This is a genomic window from Legionella sp. JM-2024 (assembly GCF_055389095.1).
In genome coordinates this window covers 1,565,558-1,585,566 of the sequence record NZ_AP039388.1, presented here as the reverse complement: position 1 = coordinate 1,585,566, position 20,009 = coordinate 1,565,558, and the positions used below count along the sequence as shown (strand labels likewise).

Genomic DNA, 20,009 nt, shown 5'->3' with positions numbered 1-20,009 from the left:
ATATACTTCTCGGAAATGAAACAACTGGCTTTTAGTCAACTTGATTTATTTATTCGCGATATTTTAAAAACAAGTAAGGAGTATATCACTTGACCTATCAATCTTACTCATTTATCTTGACTGCTTTAATCCATTTAATTAGACCATGAAGCAAGCCGCTTTAACGAACTCCGTAGAGATACACTCTTCAATATTAAATAAATATTCAAAATATATTATTGTATTTGTTGCTGGATTACTTGCACCTCTCGGGTTCTCACCTTTTCATCTTCCAGGATTAACTATTCTAAGTTTGGCATTTTTGTTTTCTGAACTTCTCCAGTGCTCCGTTAAGCATGGATTTACACTGGGTTTTGCATATGGATTGGGGTATTTTGGTTTTGGTGTATCCTGGGTCATCATCAGCATCCATGACTATGGGCAGCTGGATTACTTTCTTTCCAGCATCATCACATTACTATTTATTATGTATCTTTCTTTATTTCCTGGTCTTGTAGGTTATTTATTTAAATTGCTTTCATCCAAATGCAATCTGTTTATTACTATGCTTTTGTTCAGTACGCTTTGGTGCCTCAGCGAATTCGCCCGTTCTAAACTTTTTACAGGCTTCCCCTGGCTATTAGTTGGCGTAACCCAAATTGATACACCACTAAAATATACCGCACCAATAATTGGTATTTATGGGCTTGGATTAATTTGTTCCTTTCTGAGTACTCTACTTGTACTTATTGTTAAAGATAATACCATCAAACGATATTATTATGTCTGTATCTTTATCCTGGTTCTTATTACACCAAGCATTGGAAAAAACTTACATTGGACAGAAATAAAGAAAGCCCCCATTTCCATTGGCGCTATCCAACCTAACCTTTCGATGAGAGACAAATGGGATGAAACTCTATTCTGGAATTTATTAAAATATTATGAAAACACAACAGACAAACTGCTAGGAAAGAATTTAATTGTTTTACCTGAATCAGCCATACCTTTGCCTGCAAGTTACGTGGAAGATTATTTACTGAAATTACACGAAAAAGCTTTAAAAGCTAAAAGCAGCTTAATTCTGGGTATTCTGCAACCTACAAATAACGATGAAACCAATTTTTACAACTCCATTATCAGTTTAGGAGAAGCAACAGGAGCCTACGTAAAACGCCAATTAGTACCCTTTGGAGAATACATACCAAAGCCTTTTATTGCCATCAATCGATGGCTAAATCTTCCTGAGCCTAATGTTGTTCCAGGGAAAGCAACCCAGGCATTGATCAATATTGCCAACCATCCCATTGCCAGTTTAATTTGCTACGAAATTGCATACCCTAATATTTTAAGGTCACAAATGCCTATGGCCCAATGGATCGTGTCGATCAGTGACAACGGCTGGTTTGGCCATTCTTTGGCAAGCTATCAGCAATTACAGATGGCTCAAATGTTGTCTTTGCTTACAGGACGATATCAGATTCTTGTGAATAACGATGGACTATCGTCGGTCATTAATGATCAAGGAGCTATCGTAGAAGGACTTCCCGCCTTCAACTCCGGGATATTACAAACGGATATATTCCCTGCTAATGGCATCACCCCTTGGATTATCTGGAGCGACCATCCTGCGCTTATTTTTTGCTCATTTTTTTTATTTTTTGTACTATTTATGCATCTCAAGCAATTTACCGAAAAATAATCTATTGCTGGCAAGGGCAAGAGGGGGTATCCTTAGCGATTCCGTGTTATTAAATTTATTGGACTATGGATAATACCTATAACCCCCAAGAAGTCGAAGAACAAGCCCAACAATATTGGCATAAAAAGCAATCATTTAACGTCACTGAAGATTTAAACAAAGAAAAATTTTATTGTTTATCCATGTTCCCCTACCCTAGCGGAACATTACATATGGGACATGTTCGAAATTACACTCTAGGTGATGTGATCGCTCGCTATCAACGGGCATTGGGGAAAAATGTCCTGCAACCTATAGGATGGGATGCTTTTGGATTACCTGCCGAAAATGCCGCCATCAAAAATAAAATTCCGCCCGCAGAATGGACAAGAAAAAACATTGCTGCTATGAAAGAACAGTTTTTACGCCTAGGCAATGCTTATGACTGGAAAAGGGAAATTACCACGTGTGATCCTGAATATTATCGCTGGGAGCAATGGTTTTTTATTCGTTTATTCGAAAAAGGACTAGTTTACAAAAAAAACGCCGTTGTTAACTGGGATCCTGTAGATCAAACAGTATTAGCTAATGAGCAAGTAGTAGATGGGAGAGGCTGGCGCTCAGGAGCCTTGGTTGAGCGTAAGGAAATTTCCCAATGGTTTCTTAAAATTACTTCTTATGCTGACGAACTGTTAAGTTCCTTGGATACACTGGATGAATGGCCTGCCCAAGTAAAACAAATGCAGCGCAATTGGATTGGTAAATCCATAGGCACAGAAATTTATTTTAACGTAAACAACTATCCTAAAAGACTAAAAATCTATACAACACGACCAGATACTCTGATGGGAGCAACCTATCTTGCTGTAGCAACCGACCATCCTTTAGCAAAAGAAGCTGCTTCCAACAATAAAAAAGTTCAGGAATTCCTAGACAGTTGCCAGGGAATTAAAATGGCAGAAGCAGAACTGGCAACCATGGAAAAAAAGGGTGTTGATACTGGGATGACTGCAATTCATCCTATATCAGGTAAAGAATTACCCATATGGGTAGCCAATTTTGTTCTAATGCAATATGGTTCTGGTGCAGTCATGTCCGTCCCTGCTCATGATCAACGCGATTGGGAGTTTGCTCAAAAATACCAATTACCCATCAGGCAAGTCATCGAACCAATTGACATGGAGCACGACTTTAATCAATCGGCTTATACTGGCGAAGGAATCCTGCTTAACTCGAGTCAATTCGATAAATTACCTTCTACTACAGCTATTGAAGCGATAACTAGTTTTCTGGAAGAAAATGATGCTGGCAAAGCCACTATTAATTATCGATTAAGAGACTGGGGTGTTTCCAGACAAAGATATTGGGGAACCCCTATACCTATGATTATCTGTGAACAATGTGGAATAGTTCCTGTTCCCGATGAAGAACTACCTGTTGTGCTGCCAGAGAATGTGGACTTTACTGGCACTGGCTCACCACTTGCACAGTGTAAAGAGTTTGTTAATGTATCATGCCCTAAATGCGGCCAGGATGCGTCTCGTGAAACGGATACTTTTGATACCTTTGTTGAATCATCCTGGTACTATGCCCGCTTTGCGTGTAAAGGTCAGGAAAATGCCATGCTTGATGACCGGGCGAAATATTGGACGCCAGTTGATCAGTATATTGGTGGTATCGAGCACGCCGTAATGCACTTATTGTATGCTCGATTTTTCCATAAACTTATGCGAGATGAAGGGTTAGTTAATTCAGATGAACCTTTCAAAGCCTTACTCACACAAGGCATGGTTTTAAAAGATGGACATAAAATGTCAAAATCAGTAGGTAACGTTGTAGATCCAAACCATCTTATCGATACCTATGGGGCAGATACAGCACGCCTGTTTGTCATGTTTGCTTCTCCTCCCGATCAATCACTGGAATGGTCGGATTCTGGAGTTGAAGGCGCGCACCGTTTTCTAAAACGGATTTGGGCTTTTTCACATCAGCATAGAGACATGCTTATTGACATTAACGATAGTATTTTAAGTGGCAATGGCCATTTGGATTGGAAGGAAACAGAATCTCGCTTAAAAAAATCTCGTCATGCTGTACACCAAATACTTGCCCAGGCGACTCATGACTATGATCGCAATCAATTCAACACCGTTGTTTCTGGTTGTATGAAGTTATTTAATGAAATATATGACTATTGCATTGAAACCGAGAATGACAAATTTTTCATTCATTCAAGCCTTAGTATATTGCTTAGATTATTAGCTCCAATTACACCACATATCTGCCATTGTCTTTGGCAGCAATTAGGATTTGATAAAGCGATAATCGATGCACCTTGGCCAAAAATAGATAAAGGCGCTTTAAAAACCGATGAAGTGGATTATGTTGTACAAGTTAATGGAAAGTTAAGAGCACAGTTCACTGCAAACACGGATGCTTCAGAGGAGGAGTTAATTGCTGCGGCTAAAGAACATGCCCACAACTTTGTGGTTAACCATACCATTAAAAAAGCAATTGTTGTTCCGCATAGACAATTAATAAATCTGGTTATTGGTTAAAAATGAATAGATTGTACTTAGTCATTATTCTGGCAACCTCCAGGTGTTTACAAACCTTCTCAAACCATGGATAGCTTTACATGTAATTACAAAAATCAGGGATTAACAGAAAAATGACCAAGATCAAAAAATATTCAATATCCCTTGTACTGATTTTACTTCTAACCGGTTGTGGGTTTCATTTACGCGGAGTAATTGATATCCCCGAGTGGCTTAATAACGTAGCCATTATTTCTAATGATAATAATAAAGAACTGGCTTCTTTGCTCAAATCCCAGCTGGAAGGTTACAAAGTTGATGTTAACTCTGATCCATCTCTTGCAAAATATTGGCTAATTATTAAAAATTCCAATTTACAACAACAAATTGTCAGTATTGGCGCAAGCACCAATCCAAGGCAATACCAATTAATATTGACCATTGAATTTATGTTACAGACCCCTAAAGGACAGATTATTAAAGCTCCCAGAAAAGTTGCGGTGAATCGTCAACTGACTGTAAATAACGATAGAATACTTGGCTCTAATGAAGAGGAAGCTCTGCTAGTCAGTGAAATGCGACATGACGCTGTGATTCAAATCATTAATCGTTTAAGTCGACCATAGTATGCAAATAAATCAACAAGCCCTAACTCAGCTGTTACAAAAAAAAATATACCCGCTTAATATGATCATCGGTCAGGATAATTATCTTATCGATGAGGCACTAAATAACATAAAAACGACATTAAAAGAATCATCTGACTGTGATGAAAAAACTCTATCTATTCAATCACCAGAAGATTGGCATGTTGCTCTAGAAGAAACCAATAATTACTCTCTATTTTATCAAAACATCATATTAACTATTTTCTATGATAAGAAATCAATAGATACAATAGGAAAAAAGATTCTTGGCGAGTATCTTAAATCAGTAAATTCACGAAATTTTATTATCATTAGAGCTCCTAACCTCCCTGCAAAACAACTCCAATGGTTAACAAACGATGAACAAGTACTGGTTATCATTGCACAGCCATTAAATCCAGAAGCAATTAAAAAATGGATTAGCAGTCAATTAAAATCAAATGCCATCCATTTTGATCCACATGTTCCTGAATTAATTTATCAATATACCAAAGGAAACATGTTAGCTACTGCTCAAGTGATTGAGAAAATCGCTTTAAGCAATAGTCCAGACACCCTAATTACTCCCTATTTGGCTCTCGAACATTTATCTGATCAGTGTGATTTCTCTCTTTTTGAACTAGTTGACTCATGTTTACTTGGTGATGGTGACAAGGCAATTCATATTTTAAGACACGCCGCCAATAGCAAAACGGAAACCACATTGGTTTTATGGATACTTACCCAAGAGATCAGAACACTATTGCAATTATTTTTTCTTATGCAACAAAAGATGGATATAAGAACAGCAAGTAAACAATTAAAAATTTGGCCTCAGCGTGTTAATTTTTACCAATTAAGTAGTAAACGATTAAATATTCGACTTTTACAACAATTGCATCATTATTGTCAGATGGTTGATGAGCGAATTAAATCCAACTTAAATACCCACGTGTGGAATGATCTGGAAAATATTTCGCTTTCTCTTTGTTTTGGACACTTGTTAGGTCAATCATGCATAGTATAGCGATTTTTGGTGGAACATTTGACCCGGTGCATAATGGCCACATTAAGACCAGCTTAGCAATTCAATCTTACTTTAGGTTTGATTCCTATTATTTTCTGCCATGTAAAAATCCTACGATAAAACCTCAATCAAGTGCCAGCAGCAAGCAAAGGGTTGAAATGCTGGAATTAGCAATCAAACCCTATTCAGATTTTAAAATTGATACTCGAGAAATAGACCGCGACACACCTTCTTATATGGCCTATACCTTGCAAAGCTTTCGATCAGAGCATAACAACGCATCGCTTACATTAATAATTGGATACGATGCATTACTAAGTCTGCCTAGATGGTACCAATGGGAGAAAATAATAACTTTGGCTAATTTGTTAGTTATTAACAGAGAAGAATTTTCTCAACAACCCATCCCGGAACCTATTAAAAATCTTCTTAATCAGAATAGAAATGATGATAAAAACGCACTCTTAAGTCACAAAGCTGGTATTATGTGTTTATTTGATGCGGGGCACTATGATATTGCTTCAACCCGAATTAGACAACAATTAAAACAGCATAAAGAACTTAAGAACGAACTCCCAGAATCAGTCTATGATTACATCAAGAGGCAGGGACTGTATCAATGAGATTTTCTGTTTTATCAACGGCCTTCACTTGCTTGATAAACTCAGGTAAATGACTATAGAGTAAAGCTACTACTGGATCAAACCGCGCATAAAGCTTGGATTTTTGTGAGTATTCCTGATAAGGTAAAGAAGTCATTTTAACAGCAACCATAATCAAGGCTACAATAAAAACCCCGCGTAAAAAACCAAAGCCCATTCCCAAAGTTCGATCAGTTCCACTTAAACCAGCACGTTTTAGGATAAAACTCAGAATTGCATTGACTACACCCCCGACTAACAGAGTGCCAAAAAGAATAATAATAAAACCTATGACTGTCCGCACTGATTGCTCTTGAATATAGGGGCTAAGCCAAGGATCCAGATTTTGTGAATAATTAAAACCTAACCAAATAGCTAGTACCCATACACATAGTGCAACAAGTTCTTTTACAAAACCGCGAAATAAACCAGTCAACACTGACAAAGCGATAATTGCGACAATTGCTATATCAACCCATTGCAGTTGCATGGCTAACTAACTCCAGTATTTACAACAAAACCATTTAATTGCATAGCATTAGCCAACTGAGTTTTTAATTTAATTACATCATTTTTCACTGGTGAATGCCCTACAACTACTTTATAAATCACCCCATTTCTACTATTGGATTTGATGAAATTAGCCTTATATCCTTTACTCTTCAATCGATTAACTAATGCTTGGGCATTTGATACTTGAGAAAACGAAGCCAGCTGAACAGCATACATATCTCTTTTAATCACTGGTTTGGCAGCAACCTTTGTAGCCGCATTAACCTTCTTGTTAGTTCCTTTCTTTGCTGTGGCAACTGGGGTTACTCTCACTGGTTTTGCAGCGGCTAATGTAACCACTTTTTTTGCGGTAGCATTCGCCGCCTTATTTACTGCTAACTTAATTGGCTCTTTAATAGAATGAGTACTGTCTGCTTCAACCTTGGCAATCCCAGAGGCTTTAATAGTGCTATCCGTACCAGTACCAGATGTGATTGGTTCCGCTTTTACTAAATTAGTTGATTGCTTTTCAACTGAAATGGGAGGTATTTCTGCCCTGGCTACTTTTATAGTTTTGAACACTTCTTGTTCATCAGTAACTACCACATTAGGAGGCAATGGTTTTGGCGGCAATTTCACGTTTACACTAAAATTACTTTCAGGATTTTGGCTGGATTTTTTTATTAATGCAGGAGCAAAAATCGCCCCCAATGAAATAATAACGGCCAATCCTACCAAGCGATGTTTAACTTTCTCATCCATTACCAGTTTCATTGATTCTCCTTCTGCTCCAAAAGATTATGTTGGGCAGCCATTACATGACTAACCGTAAAAAATGAACCATAAATAATAATTAAATCTTCGTCTAACGCTTGCTTTAGTGCTGTTTCAAACGCAATTAGGGGGCTATTATAGCAAATATCTATAAAAATTTCTGCTTCCCTTAATACTGAAAGTAATTTCTCTTTACTCGCAGCACGTTTATTATCTAATTGTGCAGGATACCAATGATTAACACAATCCTTTAAAGGCATAATCAATCCATAAAGATCTTTATCCTTTAAAGCAGAAAAGACCGCGTGAACACGTCCTTTTATATTGATTTTTTTTACCGTGTCTGCAAGTAATCGAGCTGACTGGGGATTGTGGGATACGTCATATAAAACATTAATTTTGCCTTTTAGTAGCTGTAACCGCCCTGGTATATCAATACACCTCATTGCGTTTTCAATGGCATCACAGGATACAGGCAGATCCTTATGCAACAAATGACTAGCCATTATAGCAGCTGCTGCTGATTTAAGTTGAATTCCAGGTTTGGGCAAACAACTCAATAATTTCCCAAGATAAGTAATTCCCCAATTATCTATCTCTTCGTGATAAACATAATCGTTGCCATATAAATAAGACGGCGCGCCAAGCCGAGTTGCAACATCAATCACACTTTCTGGTGGAGAGTTATCCGCATAAATAAAAGGCTTATTATTCCTTATTATTCCAGCTTTCTCATACCCTATTCGATCAAGTGTCTCACCTAGAAAATCCTGATGATCAAAGTCAATAGTAGTAATAATCGCTAAATCAGCATCCACAATATTTGTCGCATCAAGCCTTCCACCTAGCCCTACCTCAAGAATAAGGATATCCAAATTCTGTTGTTTAAAATACCATAAGGCAGCAAGGGTGGTCATTTCAAAATAGGTTAAATGAATGGTGTGACGAGCTTCCTCAATAATTGAAAAAGCTTGACATAAATCCTTATCTTGAATGGGGGTTAAGTTAACTCGAATTCGTTCATTAAATACAAGAAGATGTGGTGAGGTGTATGCTCCTACACGGAAGCCTGCCTGATAATAAATTGTTTCAAGTGCTGCAACAGTAGATCCCTTCCCGTTAGTTCCTGCAACTGATATTACTTTGCAGTCCTGGGTGTTCAAATTTAATTTCTGGGCTACGGTCAAAACCCTTGTCAAACCAAGCTGTATTTCCTGGGTATTCCTGGTTTCCAAATAGGTTAGCCAGTGGTTTAAATCCCATTCACTCCATGGCATGCGCAAAAAAATTCTCCTTTCCCTTATGAGTCAACTTGGAAACCAATTCCGATATCGTTGACTTAAGGTGTTTGCGTTCAACTATCATATCGATATGACCATGTTCAAGGAGAAACTCACTTCGTTGAAAGCCCTCAGGCAAAGTTTGCCTAACTGTTTGCTCAATAACTCGTGGTCCGGCAAAGCCGATTAGAGCATTCGGCTCGGCAATAATCACATCACCAAGACTTCCAAAACTGGCCGATACACCACCCATCGTTGGATCAGTTAACACGACAATAAAAGGCAATCCTGTTTCAGAGAATTTTGCCAAAGCAGCGGATGTCTTAGCCATTTGCATTAAAGAAAACAAGCCTTCTTGCATTCGTGCACCACCACTGGCTGTAAAGCAAATATAAGGTCGTTTTTCAGCAGTAGCGAGGTTGACTGCTCTGACAAATTTTTCTCCCACAGCTGCCCCCATGGAGCCGCCCATAAAATTAAACTCAAAAGAACTGACGATCACTGGTTGGTGCATTAAAAACCCTTTAACAACAATCAATGCCTCTTTCTCACCAGTCGCTTTTTGAGCCTGTGAAATTCTGTCCTTATACTTCTTGGAGTCTCGGAATTTTAATCTGTCTTGAGGCTCCAGTGCTGCAGCCACTTCTTCTTGTCCCGATTCATCCAGAAATTGTGAAATTCTCACACGTGCTGAAATCCGATGATGAAAATTACAGGATGGGCAAACCATGAAGTTTTTTGCCAACTCAGTACTGTAAAGTACTTCATTACATCCAGAACACTTAAGCCATAATCCCTCCGGTACACCCTTCTTTTGGGAAGTCTCCGTCCTTATTCTTGAGGGTAATAGTTTTTTAAGCCAGCTCATAAATTGGAACCTAATATTATCGAATCGGATATTATACACAGAAAACAATAATCTGAAATGCCTATATTTAATATGAATACAACACGAGATAATCAACCTGTCTTCTTATATCAATAGGTCTTTTGTTCTAATTCCAGCTTATAAAAGGCAATCTTTTTTACGAGATAATGTTTGGTTAGCGATATTAAAGTTATTGCATACATTTTATTACAAACTAATATTATTTAACACTCTCATTTTATTAAACAATTTTTTTCAATTTTTCAAAAAAATTGTGTTCCATTCTAAAGTTTTTTCCATCATTTCCGATAACTGTATCGGGTACAGTAAATTCACAACAATAAATCGAATTTGCTGAATACAAATGTCCCATACCAGGGATTCAGGTCTGAGGAGACTAAAATTATGGCTCAAGTAATCAACACCAATGTGGCATCGCTTACAGCCCAACGGAATTTAGGCGTTTCGAATAACATGTTGCAAACTTCGATTCAACGTTTATCATCGGGATTAAGAATTAATAGCGCCAAAGATGACGCAGCAGGACTTGCAATCTCGCAACGAATGACCGCACAAATCCGAGGTATGAATCAGGCTGTCAGGAATGCTAATGATGGTATCTCTCTGGCTCAGGTAGCTGAAGGAGCAATGCAAGAAACAACCAATATTTTGCAACGTATGCGTGAACTTTCAGTTCAAGCGGCAAACTCAACCAATAACTCATCCGACCGTGCTTCAATCCAAAGTGAAGTATCGCAATTAAAAAGTGAGCTGGAACGGATTGCCCTAAACACTGAATTCAACGGCCAAAGAATTCTTGATGGCTCTTTCTCTAGTGCGAGCTTTCAGGTCGGTGCCAATGCAAACCAAACAATCAATTTTAGTATTGGCAGCATCAAGGCTTCTTCCATCGGTGGTATTGCAACCTCTACGGGAAATGAAGTGGCCGCTGCTGCAGCTGCAGATATTACTATTGCAATTGGTGGTGGAGCTGCAACGAGTATTAACTCTTCTGCTAACTTCACGGGATCTCTAAACGGCCAGGATGCGACTTCTGCTTATGCTAAAGCAGCAGCCATCAATGATGCCGGGATAGGTGGTTTAACAGTGACTGCCTCTACAAATGGTACTCAAACCGTTGGCCCTATTGGTGGAACCGCAGGTGACACTTATAACTTGACACTTAATGGTGTTGCAATTTTCACTAACTTGGATGTGGCCACCGCATTAACCAATTCAGCGCTTCGTGATGCGATAAACGGTGTGAGTAATCAAACTGGCGTTGTCGCCTCACTTAATGGTGGAGATTTGACCCTCACCGCTTCAGACGGTAGAAACATTACTGTTACAGAGAGCGGTACTGGTTTCACTGCAGGTACTGACGGTTTAACAGTTACTGGTGGGGATTTCGATGGCGCATTACGAGGAACACTTTCTATCAGTGCTACCGATACTATCGCCATTGGAGGTACTGTTGCCAACGTAGGGTTAAGTGCAAGCATAGCTAAAGACACAGTAGGCGTAGATTCACTTGATGTCAGCACAGTTGATGGAGCCAACACAGCTATTAAAAGAATTGACGCAGCACTAAATAGCGTAAACTCCAACCGAGCTGATATGGGGGCTTTGCAAAACCGCTTTGAATCGACCATAGCCAATTTGCAAAACGTATCAGACAATTTAACAGCCGCAAGAAGTCGTATTCAAGATGCTGACTACGCTGCTGAAATGGCTACTTTAACCAAAAACCAAATCCTGCAACAAGCAGGCACAGCCATGCTGGCACAGGCCAATAGCTTGCCACAATCTGTGTTGTCATTATTAGGTCGTTAGGATGTCATAATCGAAGTGCAGTAGTAGCTGCACTTCGATTTATTTATACCTACCAAAAGGGTATAAAAAGGAGTAAAAAATGAACATTGAACCTGTATCCTCAGTTAATAAAACGTCTCAGACTGAACCAATAAAATTGGCTGAAGAGGCAATTAAATCAGAAACTAAAAATACAGTTTATGATTCTGCTTTGGATGCAGAAACAAAACAGGCGCTGGATAAAGCAACAGGTTTGCTGCAAACTATAATAACAGAAAAAATATCAGATAAAGTGTTACGCAAAATGCCTTCTGATGAATATTTAAAATTACTAAGTTTGCTTGATGATATTATTAGTGGTTCTATCGACAAACACGTTTAATCAACTAGTATACGTACTAGAAATTTAATTAAATTATAATAACAACATAGAAAAGGGACGTCTCTATGGAACTTTCATCACCGGGAGTAGGGTCAGGGCTTGACGTAAAAAGTTTAGTTGATGCCATAGTTACTGCTGAAATTACTCCATCGCAAGTACGTCATGACAAACAGTTAAGCAGTGTTAATACCGAGTTATCGGCGATCGGCCAACTAAAAAATTATCTGGCGAATTTACAAGCCTCATTGACCAAACTTTCTGATCTCAACCAATTCTATACCAGGAAATCAAACATTAGTGATCCGGATTACTTCTCGGTTACTTTAGGAGCCAGTGCCTCTAAAAGCACTTATCAAATTGAAATCCAAAAATTGGCTCAACAACAAAGCCTGGCAAGTTCTTATATGACGAACACAGGAAGCGGAACAATAACAATCGATTTTGGAACTTATAACAGTGATAAAACTACTTTTACACCTAATCCATCAGCTAATTCGGTCAATGTTACAATTGCCCCTGGAAATGATAGCCTTGCGGCAGTGCGAGACGCTATTAATAATACTAATTCAGGAGTAATAGCGAGCATAGTTCAGGATAGCCTTGGCTCAAGACTAACCATTACCTCCTCTCAAACTGGAGAAAACTATGCTATGAAAATTAGTGGTGGAGTTAACTCCTTGAATTATGATCCTACGACAGGAGTAAACTCATTAACTGAAACAGTAGCAGCACAAAACAGCACGATTAAAATTAATGGTCTGACTTTGAATCAAAGTTCTAATCAACTGGATGAGGCTATAACAGGGGTCACCATCAATTTAAAAAAAGCAGAGATAGGTAAAGTCATTAACTTGACCATTGATGATAACAAAGACCAACTAACTACCTTAATCAATGAATTTATAAAACAATACAACGACGCTATGACTTTTTTAACCAATTTAACTGGTTACAACATTGAAACCAAGCAAGGCGGTGTATTTCAGGGCGATCCACAATTCCGAAATTTAAAACTCAATTTAAACAAGTGGGCAACCAGTCCTTTAGCCAACCAAGAAGGACCAATCCGCTCATTAGCAGATTTAGGAATAATCACTAATAAGCAAGGTTTACTGGAAATCAAGCAAGACAAGTATAAAACAGCCCTCGATAATCATTACAAAGAAATAGGTGCATTATTTGCAAAGACTGCTAAAGCCAGTGACACAGGCATCGCTGTCAAATCTGTTAATTCAACAGTGAAGGCAGGCAACTATGATGTAGTATTAACTGAATTTACTCCTGGAGTCAGCATGTCTGGGACAATTGGAGGTTTATCTGCTACTTCATCGGATGGTGTTGCACTGACAGGAAGCAGTAACTTGGGAGGTCTATCGATTAACGTGTTTTCCGGCTCTATTGGAGCCCGTGGACACGTAACTGTGACAGATGGTATCGCAGTTCAGTTAAGCTCTTTGCTAGATACTTACATCGAAGCGAAAGGTGATTTAGATCAAAGAAAGGATCAACTTAATAACCAAACCAAGCAATTAACTAAAATACAAGACGAGATTGATGCCAGGCGTAAGTCCATTGAAACTCGCTACTTAAAACAATTTACTGCTTTGGATACTTTGTTAAGTCAACTACAAAATACGAGTGTTTTTCTATCTCAACAATTAGCTAACTTACCCCAATTTAAAATCAAATAATATGAGGTAATCACAATGAAAAACCCATATTCGCAACTGTCTAACCAATATAAGTCAATAGAGCTACAGACTCGTATAGAGACTGCATCTCCCCATGAACTAATAGAATTATTGCTTCAGGGCGCCAGATCTCACATCGCTACAGCTCAAGGTAATATACAACGCAATCAAATTAAGGAAAAAGGTGAGCATATCAGCAAAGCAATTAGCATCATTGAAGGGTTAAAAATGAGTCTGAATCATGAAAAAGGCGGTGAAATTGCAGAAAATTTACTCCAATTATATGAATATATCCAACAAATTCTTCTAAAAGCCAATTTAAAAAATGATGAAGATTTGTTAGCTCAATCCAATATGTTACTAGCTGAGGTACATCAGGCATGGCAAGCAATTAATTCCAATATCAGGGAGTAATTAGTAATATGAAACATAAAATTCCTGGTTCGTGTGGCTAATTCTATTTTTGATGACAGAAACAGCTTTATATTTATATAATAATTGCCCCTTCTCCATGCACAATCCTGCTTTATAATCCATTTTTTCCTAAGTTTACACATCACCGTCGTTGCCACATGAATAATAGGTTCAAACCAAGCCACAACGCCATGATGAATAGTAAGTCTCGTTATCGAAAAGAAAAATTTACATCAAATTAAAATATAAAGTTTTTTCATAATATGCCGCCAAACAGGTTAGGATGGATAAATTGACTTCATTATGAATAGAATTATATCAATATTAATATCCATAACTTGCCTTTTAGTAGCCAGCATTCATATGGCACATGCCCAAAAACGTTATGGAGAAACTCTTTGTAATCTATCTGAATATTTTTGTATGAAAGTAAGAAGTGGTGAAACTTGGGAAGAGTTATTTCCTAATGTAGAAGAACGAGATATCGTTAGACGAATTAATCGGATGAATACCAGACTTAGACCAGGAATGATTATAGCTGTCCCTAAAAATATTGAGCGCCTCACTATCTATGACGTCTCTCCTTTCCCTCGATACATTGAACCAAATGGAGAAAAAACCATTTATGTGAGTCAAAAGAAACTGGCTTGGGGGGCTTATGATGAAGATGGTGAATTATTGTGGTGGGGGCCTATATCATCTGGCATTGGCAAGTGTAAGGTACTAGGGGGATGTTCTACACCCACGGGTTCATTTCGAATTATCCGTAAACAGGATATTGATTGTGTTTCCACTGTTTTCCCCAGAAGAGCGAACGGTGAGCATGGCGGTGCTTTAATGCCCTATTGCATGCACTTTTTTAGAGGCTATGCGCTGCATGGGAGTTATGAAGTTCCAGGATATAGGGCCAGCCATGGTTGTGTTCGCATGTTTATTGAAGATGCACGTTGGCTAAATGAAGAATTTATCGATCTACCTGGTGGTGGAATGAAAGGAACACGAGTCATTCTCGATGCACCAAATGATCCGAATGATCAATAAATTAAATAGACTTCTTACCAAACTCGCTGGAGAGAGGGAAATTCGAGGAGAAATGCAGCGCAGAACCAGAGTGTACACGTTAGCATATGAGGATTCGAGCACTGTATCGACGAAGCAATTTCCCACTACAGAAGAGCTTGGTAAGAAGTCTAATATGGAAAGCACTTTCCTGGTAATTCCCTCCCAAATAGACAAATTGTGGTCAACCTGATAATATTTTATTTGGTGAATTTTCCTACCAGGTATGTTAACGTATAAATTTACTCTGTGAATAAAATAAATGCATTTTTGATGAAAGATCAGGAAATAAGGAAGTACCATCTATATCCTCTTTTTTTGACTCATAACTTTCATAAAATCTAACGATTGGATAAATATGGAGAATTTTAAAACAATGGCTCATTACAATGTACAGTCCGAATCGATCAATAAAACTAATGTCAGTTCAATTATGCCCTGGATGGTATGGGGATTAGGTTGTTTATTCTATTTTTATGAATGTTTGCTGCAAGTATCCCCAAGCGTAATGAGTAATGAGCTAATGAGAGATTTCTCTGTAACCAGCCATACTTTAGGTATTTTGTCAGGTATTTATTTTTATTCTTATGCTGCCATGCAACTTCCTGGCGGAGTCCTTATGGATTACTTTGGTCCACAACGATTATTAACCCTTGCTACAGTAGTTTGTGCGGTCAGTACTATTGCATTTGGTATGACTGATAATTTCTTTATGGCTTGTATAGCAAGACTTATGATTGGCTTTGGTTCTGCATTTGCTGCAGTCGGTACTATGAAATTAGCTGCTAACTGGTTCCCTGCTCAGAAATTTGCATTATTGACAGGACTGATGGTAACCATAGGCATGATGGGCGCAATAGGCGGAGAAGCACCTTTAGCTCTTCTAATTGATAATTTTGGATGGCGTGAAAGTATGATTATTATGGGTAGCATTGGACTACTCTTAGCTATTCTACTGATATTGGTTGCGAGAGATACCCCCAAAAATTTTGTTCCAACTATTCATCAGCATCCCATTGAAGAAGAGCGTTTAATACCAAGTCTATTAACTTTGATGAAAAACAAGCAACTTTGGCTGATTGCTACCTATGGTGGTTTAATGTACATGGCGACTCCTGTGTTTTGTGGGCTGTGGGGTGTTCCATTCCTAATGAATAAAATGCTAATTGCGAAATCGACTGCTGCTAATTTTATCTCGTTAGTATTTATAGGTTGGGCTATTGCCAGTCCTCTGTGGGGTTTATTCTCAAACCGTATAGGTCTACGCAAACCACCTTTATATATAGGGTGCATAGGTGCTAGCATTTGTTCCATCCTCTTTATTTTTGCTCCTATCACTTCATCCATAACAATGGAAATTCTACTCTTTGCTTTTGGTATTTTTTCTGCAGGTTTCCTGCCAGCCTTCTCTGTAGCAAAAGAGTTATGCAATAAAAAATATGTAGCAACTGGTCTTAGTTTCATGAATATGATGAATATGGTTGGAATTGCACTGGCACAACCTTTGATTGGCTATATTCTGGATAAAATGTGGGATGGTCAAATGATAGGAACTGTAAGAGTTTATCCTTTGGAAGCTTATCATACTGCGCTATCAATCCTTCCAATAGGGATGATCATTGCACTTCTGATATTACCAAAAATCAAAGAAACCTATTGCCAAAGTGTTAATTAATGAAATAATACCGACATTTCAATAGTAGAATTAAAATGATTAAAAAATTATATATCAAAACAAACGGCTGCCAAATGAATGAATACGATTCTTCTAAAATGGCGGAAGTACTTCATGCATCCCATGGCCTGGTTAAAACTGAACTAGTTGAGGAGGCTGATGTTATTTTACTAAATACTTGTTCAATTCGAGAAAAAGCGCAAGAAAAAGTTTTTTCCCAATTGGGTCAGTGGCGAGAATATAAAGCCAAAAACCCTCATGTCCTTATTGGAGTTGGTGGTTGCGTAGCCAGTCAGGAAGGTTCCGATATAATAAAAAGAGCTCCTTTTGTTGATATTGTATTTGGACCACAGACGTTACACAGGCTCCCTGCCCTGATTAATGAGCGAATTCAAAAAAATAAATCCGTCGTTGATATCAGTTTCCCTGAAATAGAGAAATTTGATCATTTGCCCGCCCCAAGAGCAGAAGGCCCAACGGCTTTTGTATCTATAATGGAAGGCTGCAGTAAATATTGCAGCTTTTGTGTAGTACCTTATACCAGAGGTGAAGAGATCAGCAGACCATTTGATGATGTATTGGCCGAATGTTATCAACTGGCTACTCAAGGTGTAAGAGAAATCAATTTGCTAGGTCAGAATGTTAATGATTATCGAGGCATCATGGACAATGGCAATACAGCAGATCTTGCCTTATTAATTCATTACATTGCGGCCATAGACGGAATCGGTAGAATACGATTTACAACATCACACCCTCTGGCATTCTCAGAGAATTTAATTAATGCCTATGCCGAAGTTCCGGAACTCGCGAATCATTTGCACCTTCCAGTACAAAGTGGCTCAGATCGTATTTTATCATTAATGAAGCGAGGATATACCGCTCTGGAGTTCAAATCAAAAATTCGTAAATTAAGAAAAGTTCGACCAGATATCCGCTTATCTACTGATATTATTGTAGGATTTCCAGGAGAAACAGATAAAGACTTCCAAGATACCATGGATCTCGTACATGAAATTGGATTTGATACCTCCTTCAGTTTTATATATAGCCCAAGACCTGGTACTCCAGCGGCTAATCTCCCTGATGACACACCAATGGATGTCAAAAAACAACGTTTACAGATTTTACAAAACAGATTGCTGATGAATGCCGCCCGCTACAGTGAATCCATGATCGGCAGTAAACAAAAAATCCTGGTTACAGGACTTTCCAAAAAAAGTGAGCAACAGTTATCTGGACGTACTGAATGTAATCGTGTTGTTAATTTTGACGGCCCATCTCATTTAATAGGAGAATTTGTAGAAGTCCTAATTAGTGATGCATTACCTAACTCATTAAGAGGACGCCTGCATGAAATGGAGACAAAACCAAACTAATGCTTGAACACATCCAAAAACAACTATCTGTACCCCGTGAACTTCATAACCAACGAGTAGATAGTGTGATTGCTCAGTTACTCCCTGAGTATTCACGCTCTCTTATCAGTAATTGGATTAAAACTGGAGCAGTAACACTTAACAACGAACCATGCAAACCAAAGGATAAAGCAAAGGATGGTGATCTGATCAGGATCACTGTCGACTATACAAAAATCAATACAGATTTCAACCTTTGCGAACCTGAAAACATTCCAATCCAGATCATTTATGAAGATGAGGAAATCCTGATCGTTAATAAGCCAGCCGGACTGGTTGTACATCCTGGTGCTGGAAATAGAGAACATACCTTAATCAACGCCCTACTTCATCATGCACCTGAACTACAGCAACTCCCGCGTGCTGGAATTATTCACCGTTTAGACAAAGATACCACTGGGTTATTAATTGTCGCTAAAAGCCTGATTAGTCATACTAATCTAGTAAGACAGATGCAGGAACGCGAAATCAAACGCGATTATATCACTTTGGTTCATGGTCACATCATTTCTGGAGGAACCATAGATACAGGATTTGCCAGACACCCTAGAAATAGATTAAAGATGACTGTCACTGAGCATGGACGTCAGGCGATTACTCATTATACTGTCAATAAACATTACAATGACTTTACCTTACTCAATGTAAGTTTAATGACAGGACGCACCCATCAGATCAGAGTGCATATGAACTACATCAATCACCCTGTTGTAGGTGATCAACTATATGGTGGTCGTATAAGATTTCCTGTACATGCTAATGAAAACGTCTTGTCAATATTAAAACAATTTAAAAGACAAGCACTGCATGCACGATTTATTTCATTTTATCATCCAATAAAAAATATTGAATTAACATTTGAAGCACCAGTACCTGATGATTTCAAATTACTGTTAAACACTCTGGATCAACATTATGAAAAATAGATTTGCCAACTGGGCAGCACCCAAAAACATTACAGCGTTTAGCACTACCCGTATATCAGGTTTCAGTCAAGAGCCTTATGCTAGCAATAATCTAGGGCTACATGTTGGTGATAAAGAGTATGATGTCTTAAAAAATAGACAACAACTCATGGAATGTTTCGCTCTTCCTTCAGAACCGGCTTGGCTAGAACAAACTCATAGTACAGTCTGTGTCACTATAGAAGAAGAAAAAAATAGGGATGCTGATGCAGCAATAACTCGTTTATCCAAGCAACCTCTGGTAATACTGACAGCAGATTGCCTGCCAATACTGCTCTGTAATAAACAAGGAACTGAAATTGCGGCTATTCATGCTGGATGGAAGGGTCTGTATCATGGTATCATAGAAAATACAATAAAAAAGATGAATAGTAACGCAACGGATCTACTTGCCTGGATAGGCCCGGCTATTTGTCAAAAATGTTATGAAGTCGGTGAAGAAGTATATTTATCTTTTAACAAGAAATACCCACCAACTAGAAAAGCATTTGAGCCAACTCAAGCTAAATGGCTAGCCAATTTGCCTCAAATGGCCGAAATCATTCTTAATTTAGAAGGCATAAAATCCGTGTTTCAGTCAAATTTGTGTACTTTTGAGTTAAAAAATGAGTTCTATTCCTATCGCAGAGAGTCACAAACAGGTAGAATAGGTACTTTCATCTGGATCAATGAGCAAAATCAGGATTAA

Annotated in this window: 18 protein-coding genes; 14 read left to right on the top strand and 4 right to left on the bottom strand. The window is 38.2% G+C overall.

The genetic code is table 11. From position 1 onward, the window contains the following. The first annotated feature begins 145 nt into the window (after positions 1–145). The 5 genes from lnt (at position 146) to nadD (ending at position 6,473) form a co-directional block, all read left to right on the top strand. Positions 146–1,681 (top strand): apolipoprotein N-acyltransferase, encoded by a 1,536-nt coding sequence (gene lnt / locus ACZ5EK_RS07025; protein ID WP_464432175.1) that lies wholly within the window; start codon positions 146–148, stop codon positions 1,679–1,681. A gap of 65 nt (positions 1,682–1,746) precedes the next feature. Beyond that, the gene (gene leuS, locus ACZ5EK_RS07020; RefSeq protein WP_464432173.1) at positions 1,747–4,218 is read left to right on the top strand and encodes a leucine--tRNA ligase; all 2,472 of its coding nucleotides are present in this window, start codon (positions 1,747–1,749) and stop codon (positions 4,216–4,218) included. A 113-nt stretch (positions 4,219–4,331) separates the two neighbouring features. After that, a complete protein-coding gene (locus ACZ5EK_RS07015; protein ID WP_464432172.1) occupies positions 4,332–4,823 on the top strand; it encodes an LPS-assembly lipoprotein LptE in 492 nt (163 codons plus the stop codon). 1 nt (position 4,824) lies between these two features. Further along, positions 4,825–5,850, top strand: coding sequence for a DNA polymerase III subunit delta (gene holA, locus ACZ5EK_RS07010; protein ID WP_464432171.1), 1,026 nt, complete (start codon positions 4,825–4,827; stop codon positions 5,848–5,850). Further along, positions 5,838–6,473 (top strand): nicotinate-nucleotide adenylyltransferase, encoded by a 636-nt coding sequence (gene nadD, locus ACZ5EK_RS07005; protein WP_464432169.1) that lies wholly within the window; start codon positions 5,838–5,840, stop codon positions 6,471–6,473. The genes holA and nadD overlap by 13 nt, the downstream gene beginning before the upstream one ends. Here nadD and ACZ5EK_RS07000 read toward each other — a convergent pair. The 4 genes from ACZ5EK_RS07000 to accD are packed head-to-tail and all read right to left on the bottom strand — an operon-like array spanning position 6,448 to position 9,905. Further along, positions 6,448–6,981, bottom strand: a complete 534-nt coding sequence (locus ACZ5EK_RS07000; RefSeq protein WP_464427317.1) for a CvpA family protein — start codon at positions 6,979–6,981, stop codon at positions 6,448–6,450. The two genes, nadD and ACZ5EK_RS07000, sit on opposite strands and share 26 nt — an antisense overlap. Positions 6,982–6,983: 2 nt before the next feature. Beyond that, positions 6,984–7,757 carry an SPOR domain-containing protein gene (locus tag ACZ5EK_RS06995; RefSeq protein WP_464432166.1) on the bottom strand — a complete coding sequence of 258 codons (774 nt, stop codon included), beginning with the start codon at positions 7,755–7,757 and terminating at the stop codon, positions 6,984–6,986. Continuing rightward, entirely contained in the window at positions 7,754–9,040 is a 1,287-nt protein-coding gene (folC, locus tag ACZ5EK_RS06990; RefSeq protein ID WP_464432165.1) for a bifunctional tetrahydrofolate synthase/dihydrofolate synthase, read from the bottom strand. Before folC ends, ACZ5EK_RS06995 begins: the two co-directional genes overlap by 4 nt. Continuing rightward, a complete protein-coding gene (accD, locus tag ACZ5EK_RS06985; RefSeq protein WP_464432164.1) occupies positions 9,021–9,905 on the bottom strand; it encodes an acetyl-CoA carboxylase, carboxyltransferase subunit beta in 885 nt (294 codons plus the stop codon). The genes folC and accD overlap by 20 nt, the downstream gene beginning before the upstream one ends. A 405-nt stretch (positions 9,906–10,310) precedes the next feature. Here accD and ACZ5EK_RS06980 point away from each other — a divergent pair, with 405 nt between their 5' ends. The 9 genes from ACZ5EK_RS06980 (at position 10,311) to pgeF (ending at position 20,009) form a co-directional block, all read left to right on the top strand. Continuing rightward, positions 10,311–11,738, top strand: a complete 1,428-nt coding sequence (locus ACZ5EK_RS06980; RefSeq protein ID WP_464432163.1) for a flagellin N-terminal helical domain-containing protein — start codon at positions 10,311–10,313, stop codon at positions 11,736–11,738. Positions 11,739–11,817: 79 nt separating this feature from the next. After that, the gene (locus tag ACZ5EK_RS06975; protein WP_464432162.1) at positions 11,818–12,099 is read left to right on the top strand and encodes a hypothetical protein; all 282 of its coding nucleotides are present in this window, start codon (positions 11,818–11,820) and stop codon (positions 12,097–12,099) included. Positions 12,100–12,164: 65 nt separating this feature from the next. Beyond that, entirely contained in the window at positions 12,165–13,790 is a 1,626-nt protein-coding gene (gene fliD, locus ACZ5EK_RS06970; RefSeq protein WP_464432161.1) for a flagellar filament capping protein FliD, read from the top strand. 15 nt (positions 13,791–13,805) lie between these two features. Continuing rightward, positions 13,806–14,204: a flagellar export chaperone FliS gene (gene fliS, locus ACZ5EK_RS06965; RefSeq protein ID WP_464427310.1), complete on the top strand. Its 399-nt coding sequence runs from the start codon at positions 13,806–13,808 to the stop codon at positions 14,202–14,204. 363 nt (positions 14,205–14,567) lie between these two features. Continuing rightward, the gene (locus ACZ5EK_RS06960; RefSeq protein ID WP_464432466.1) at positions 14,568–15,245 is read left to right on the top strand and encodes a L,D-transpeptidase; all 678 of its coding nucleotides are present in this window, start codon (positions 14,568–14,570) and stop codon (positions 15,243–15,245) included. A 394-nt stretch (positions 15,246–15,639) separates the two neighbouring features. Next, the gene (locus tag ACZ5EK_RS06955; RefSeq protein ID WP_464432160.1) at positions 15,640–16,938 is read left to right on the top strand and encodes an MFS transporter; all 1,299 of its coding nucleotides are present in this window, start codon (positions 15,640–15,642) and stop codon (positions 16,936–16,938) included. A gap of 35 nt (positions 16,939–16,973) precedes the next feature. Next, positions 16,974–18,317 carry a tRNA (N6-isopentenyl adenosine(37)-C2)-methylthiotransferase MiaB gene (gene miaB, locus ACZ5EK_RS06950; RefSeq protein WP_464432159.1) on the top strand — a complete coding sequence of 448 codons (1,344 nt, stop codon included), beginning with the start codon at positions 16,974–16,976 and terminating at the stop codon, positions 18,315–18,317. Further along, positions 18,317–19,282 carry a 23S rRNA pseudouridine(1911/1915/1917) synthase RluD gene (gene rluD, locus ACZ5EK_RS06945; RefSeq protein ID WP_464432158.1) on the top strand — a complete coding sequence of 322 codons (966 nt, stop codon included), beginning with the start codon at positions 18,317–18,319 and terminating at the stop codon, positions 19,280–19,282. Before miaB ends, rluD begins: the two co-directional genes overlap by 1 nt. Continuing rightward, a complete protein-coding gene (gene pgeF, locus ACZ5EK_RS06940; protein ID WP_464432156.1) occupies positions 19,272–20,009 on the top strand; it encodes a peptidoglycan editing factor PgeF in 738 nt (245 codons plus the stop codon). Before rluD ends, pgeF begins: the two co-directional genes overlap by 11 nt.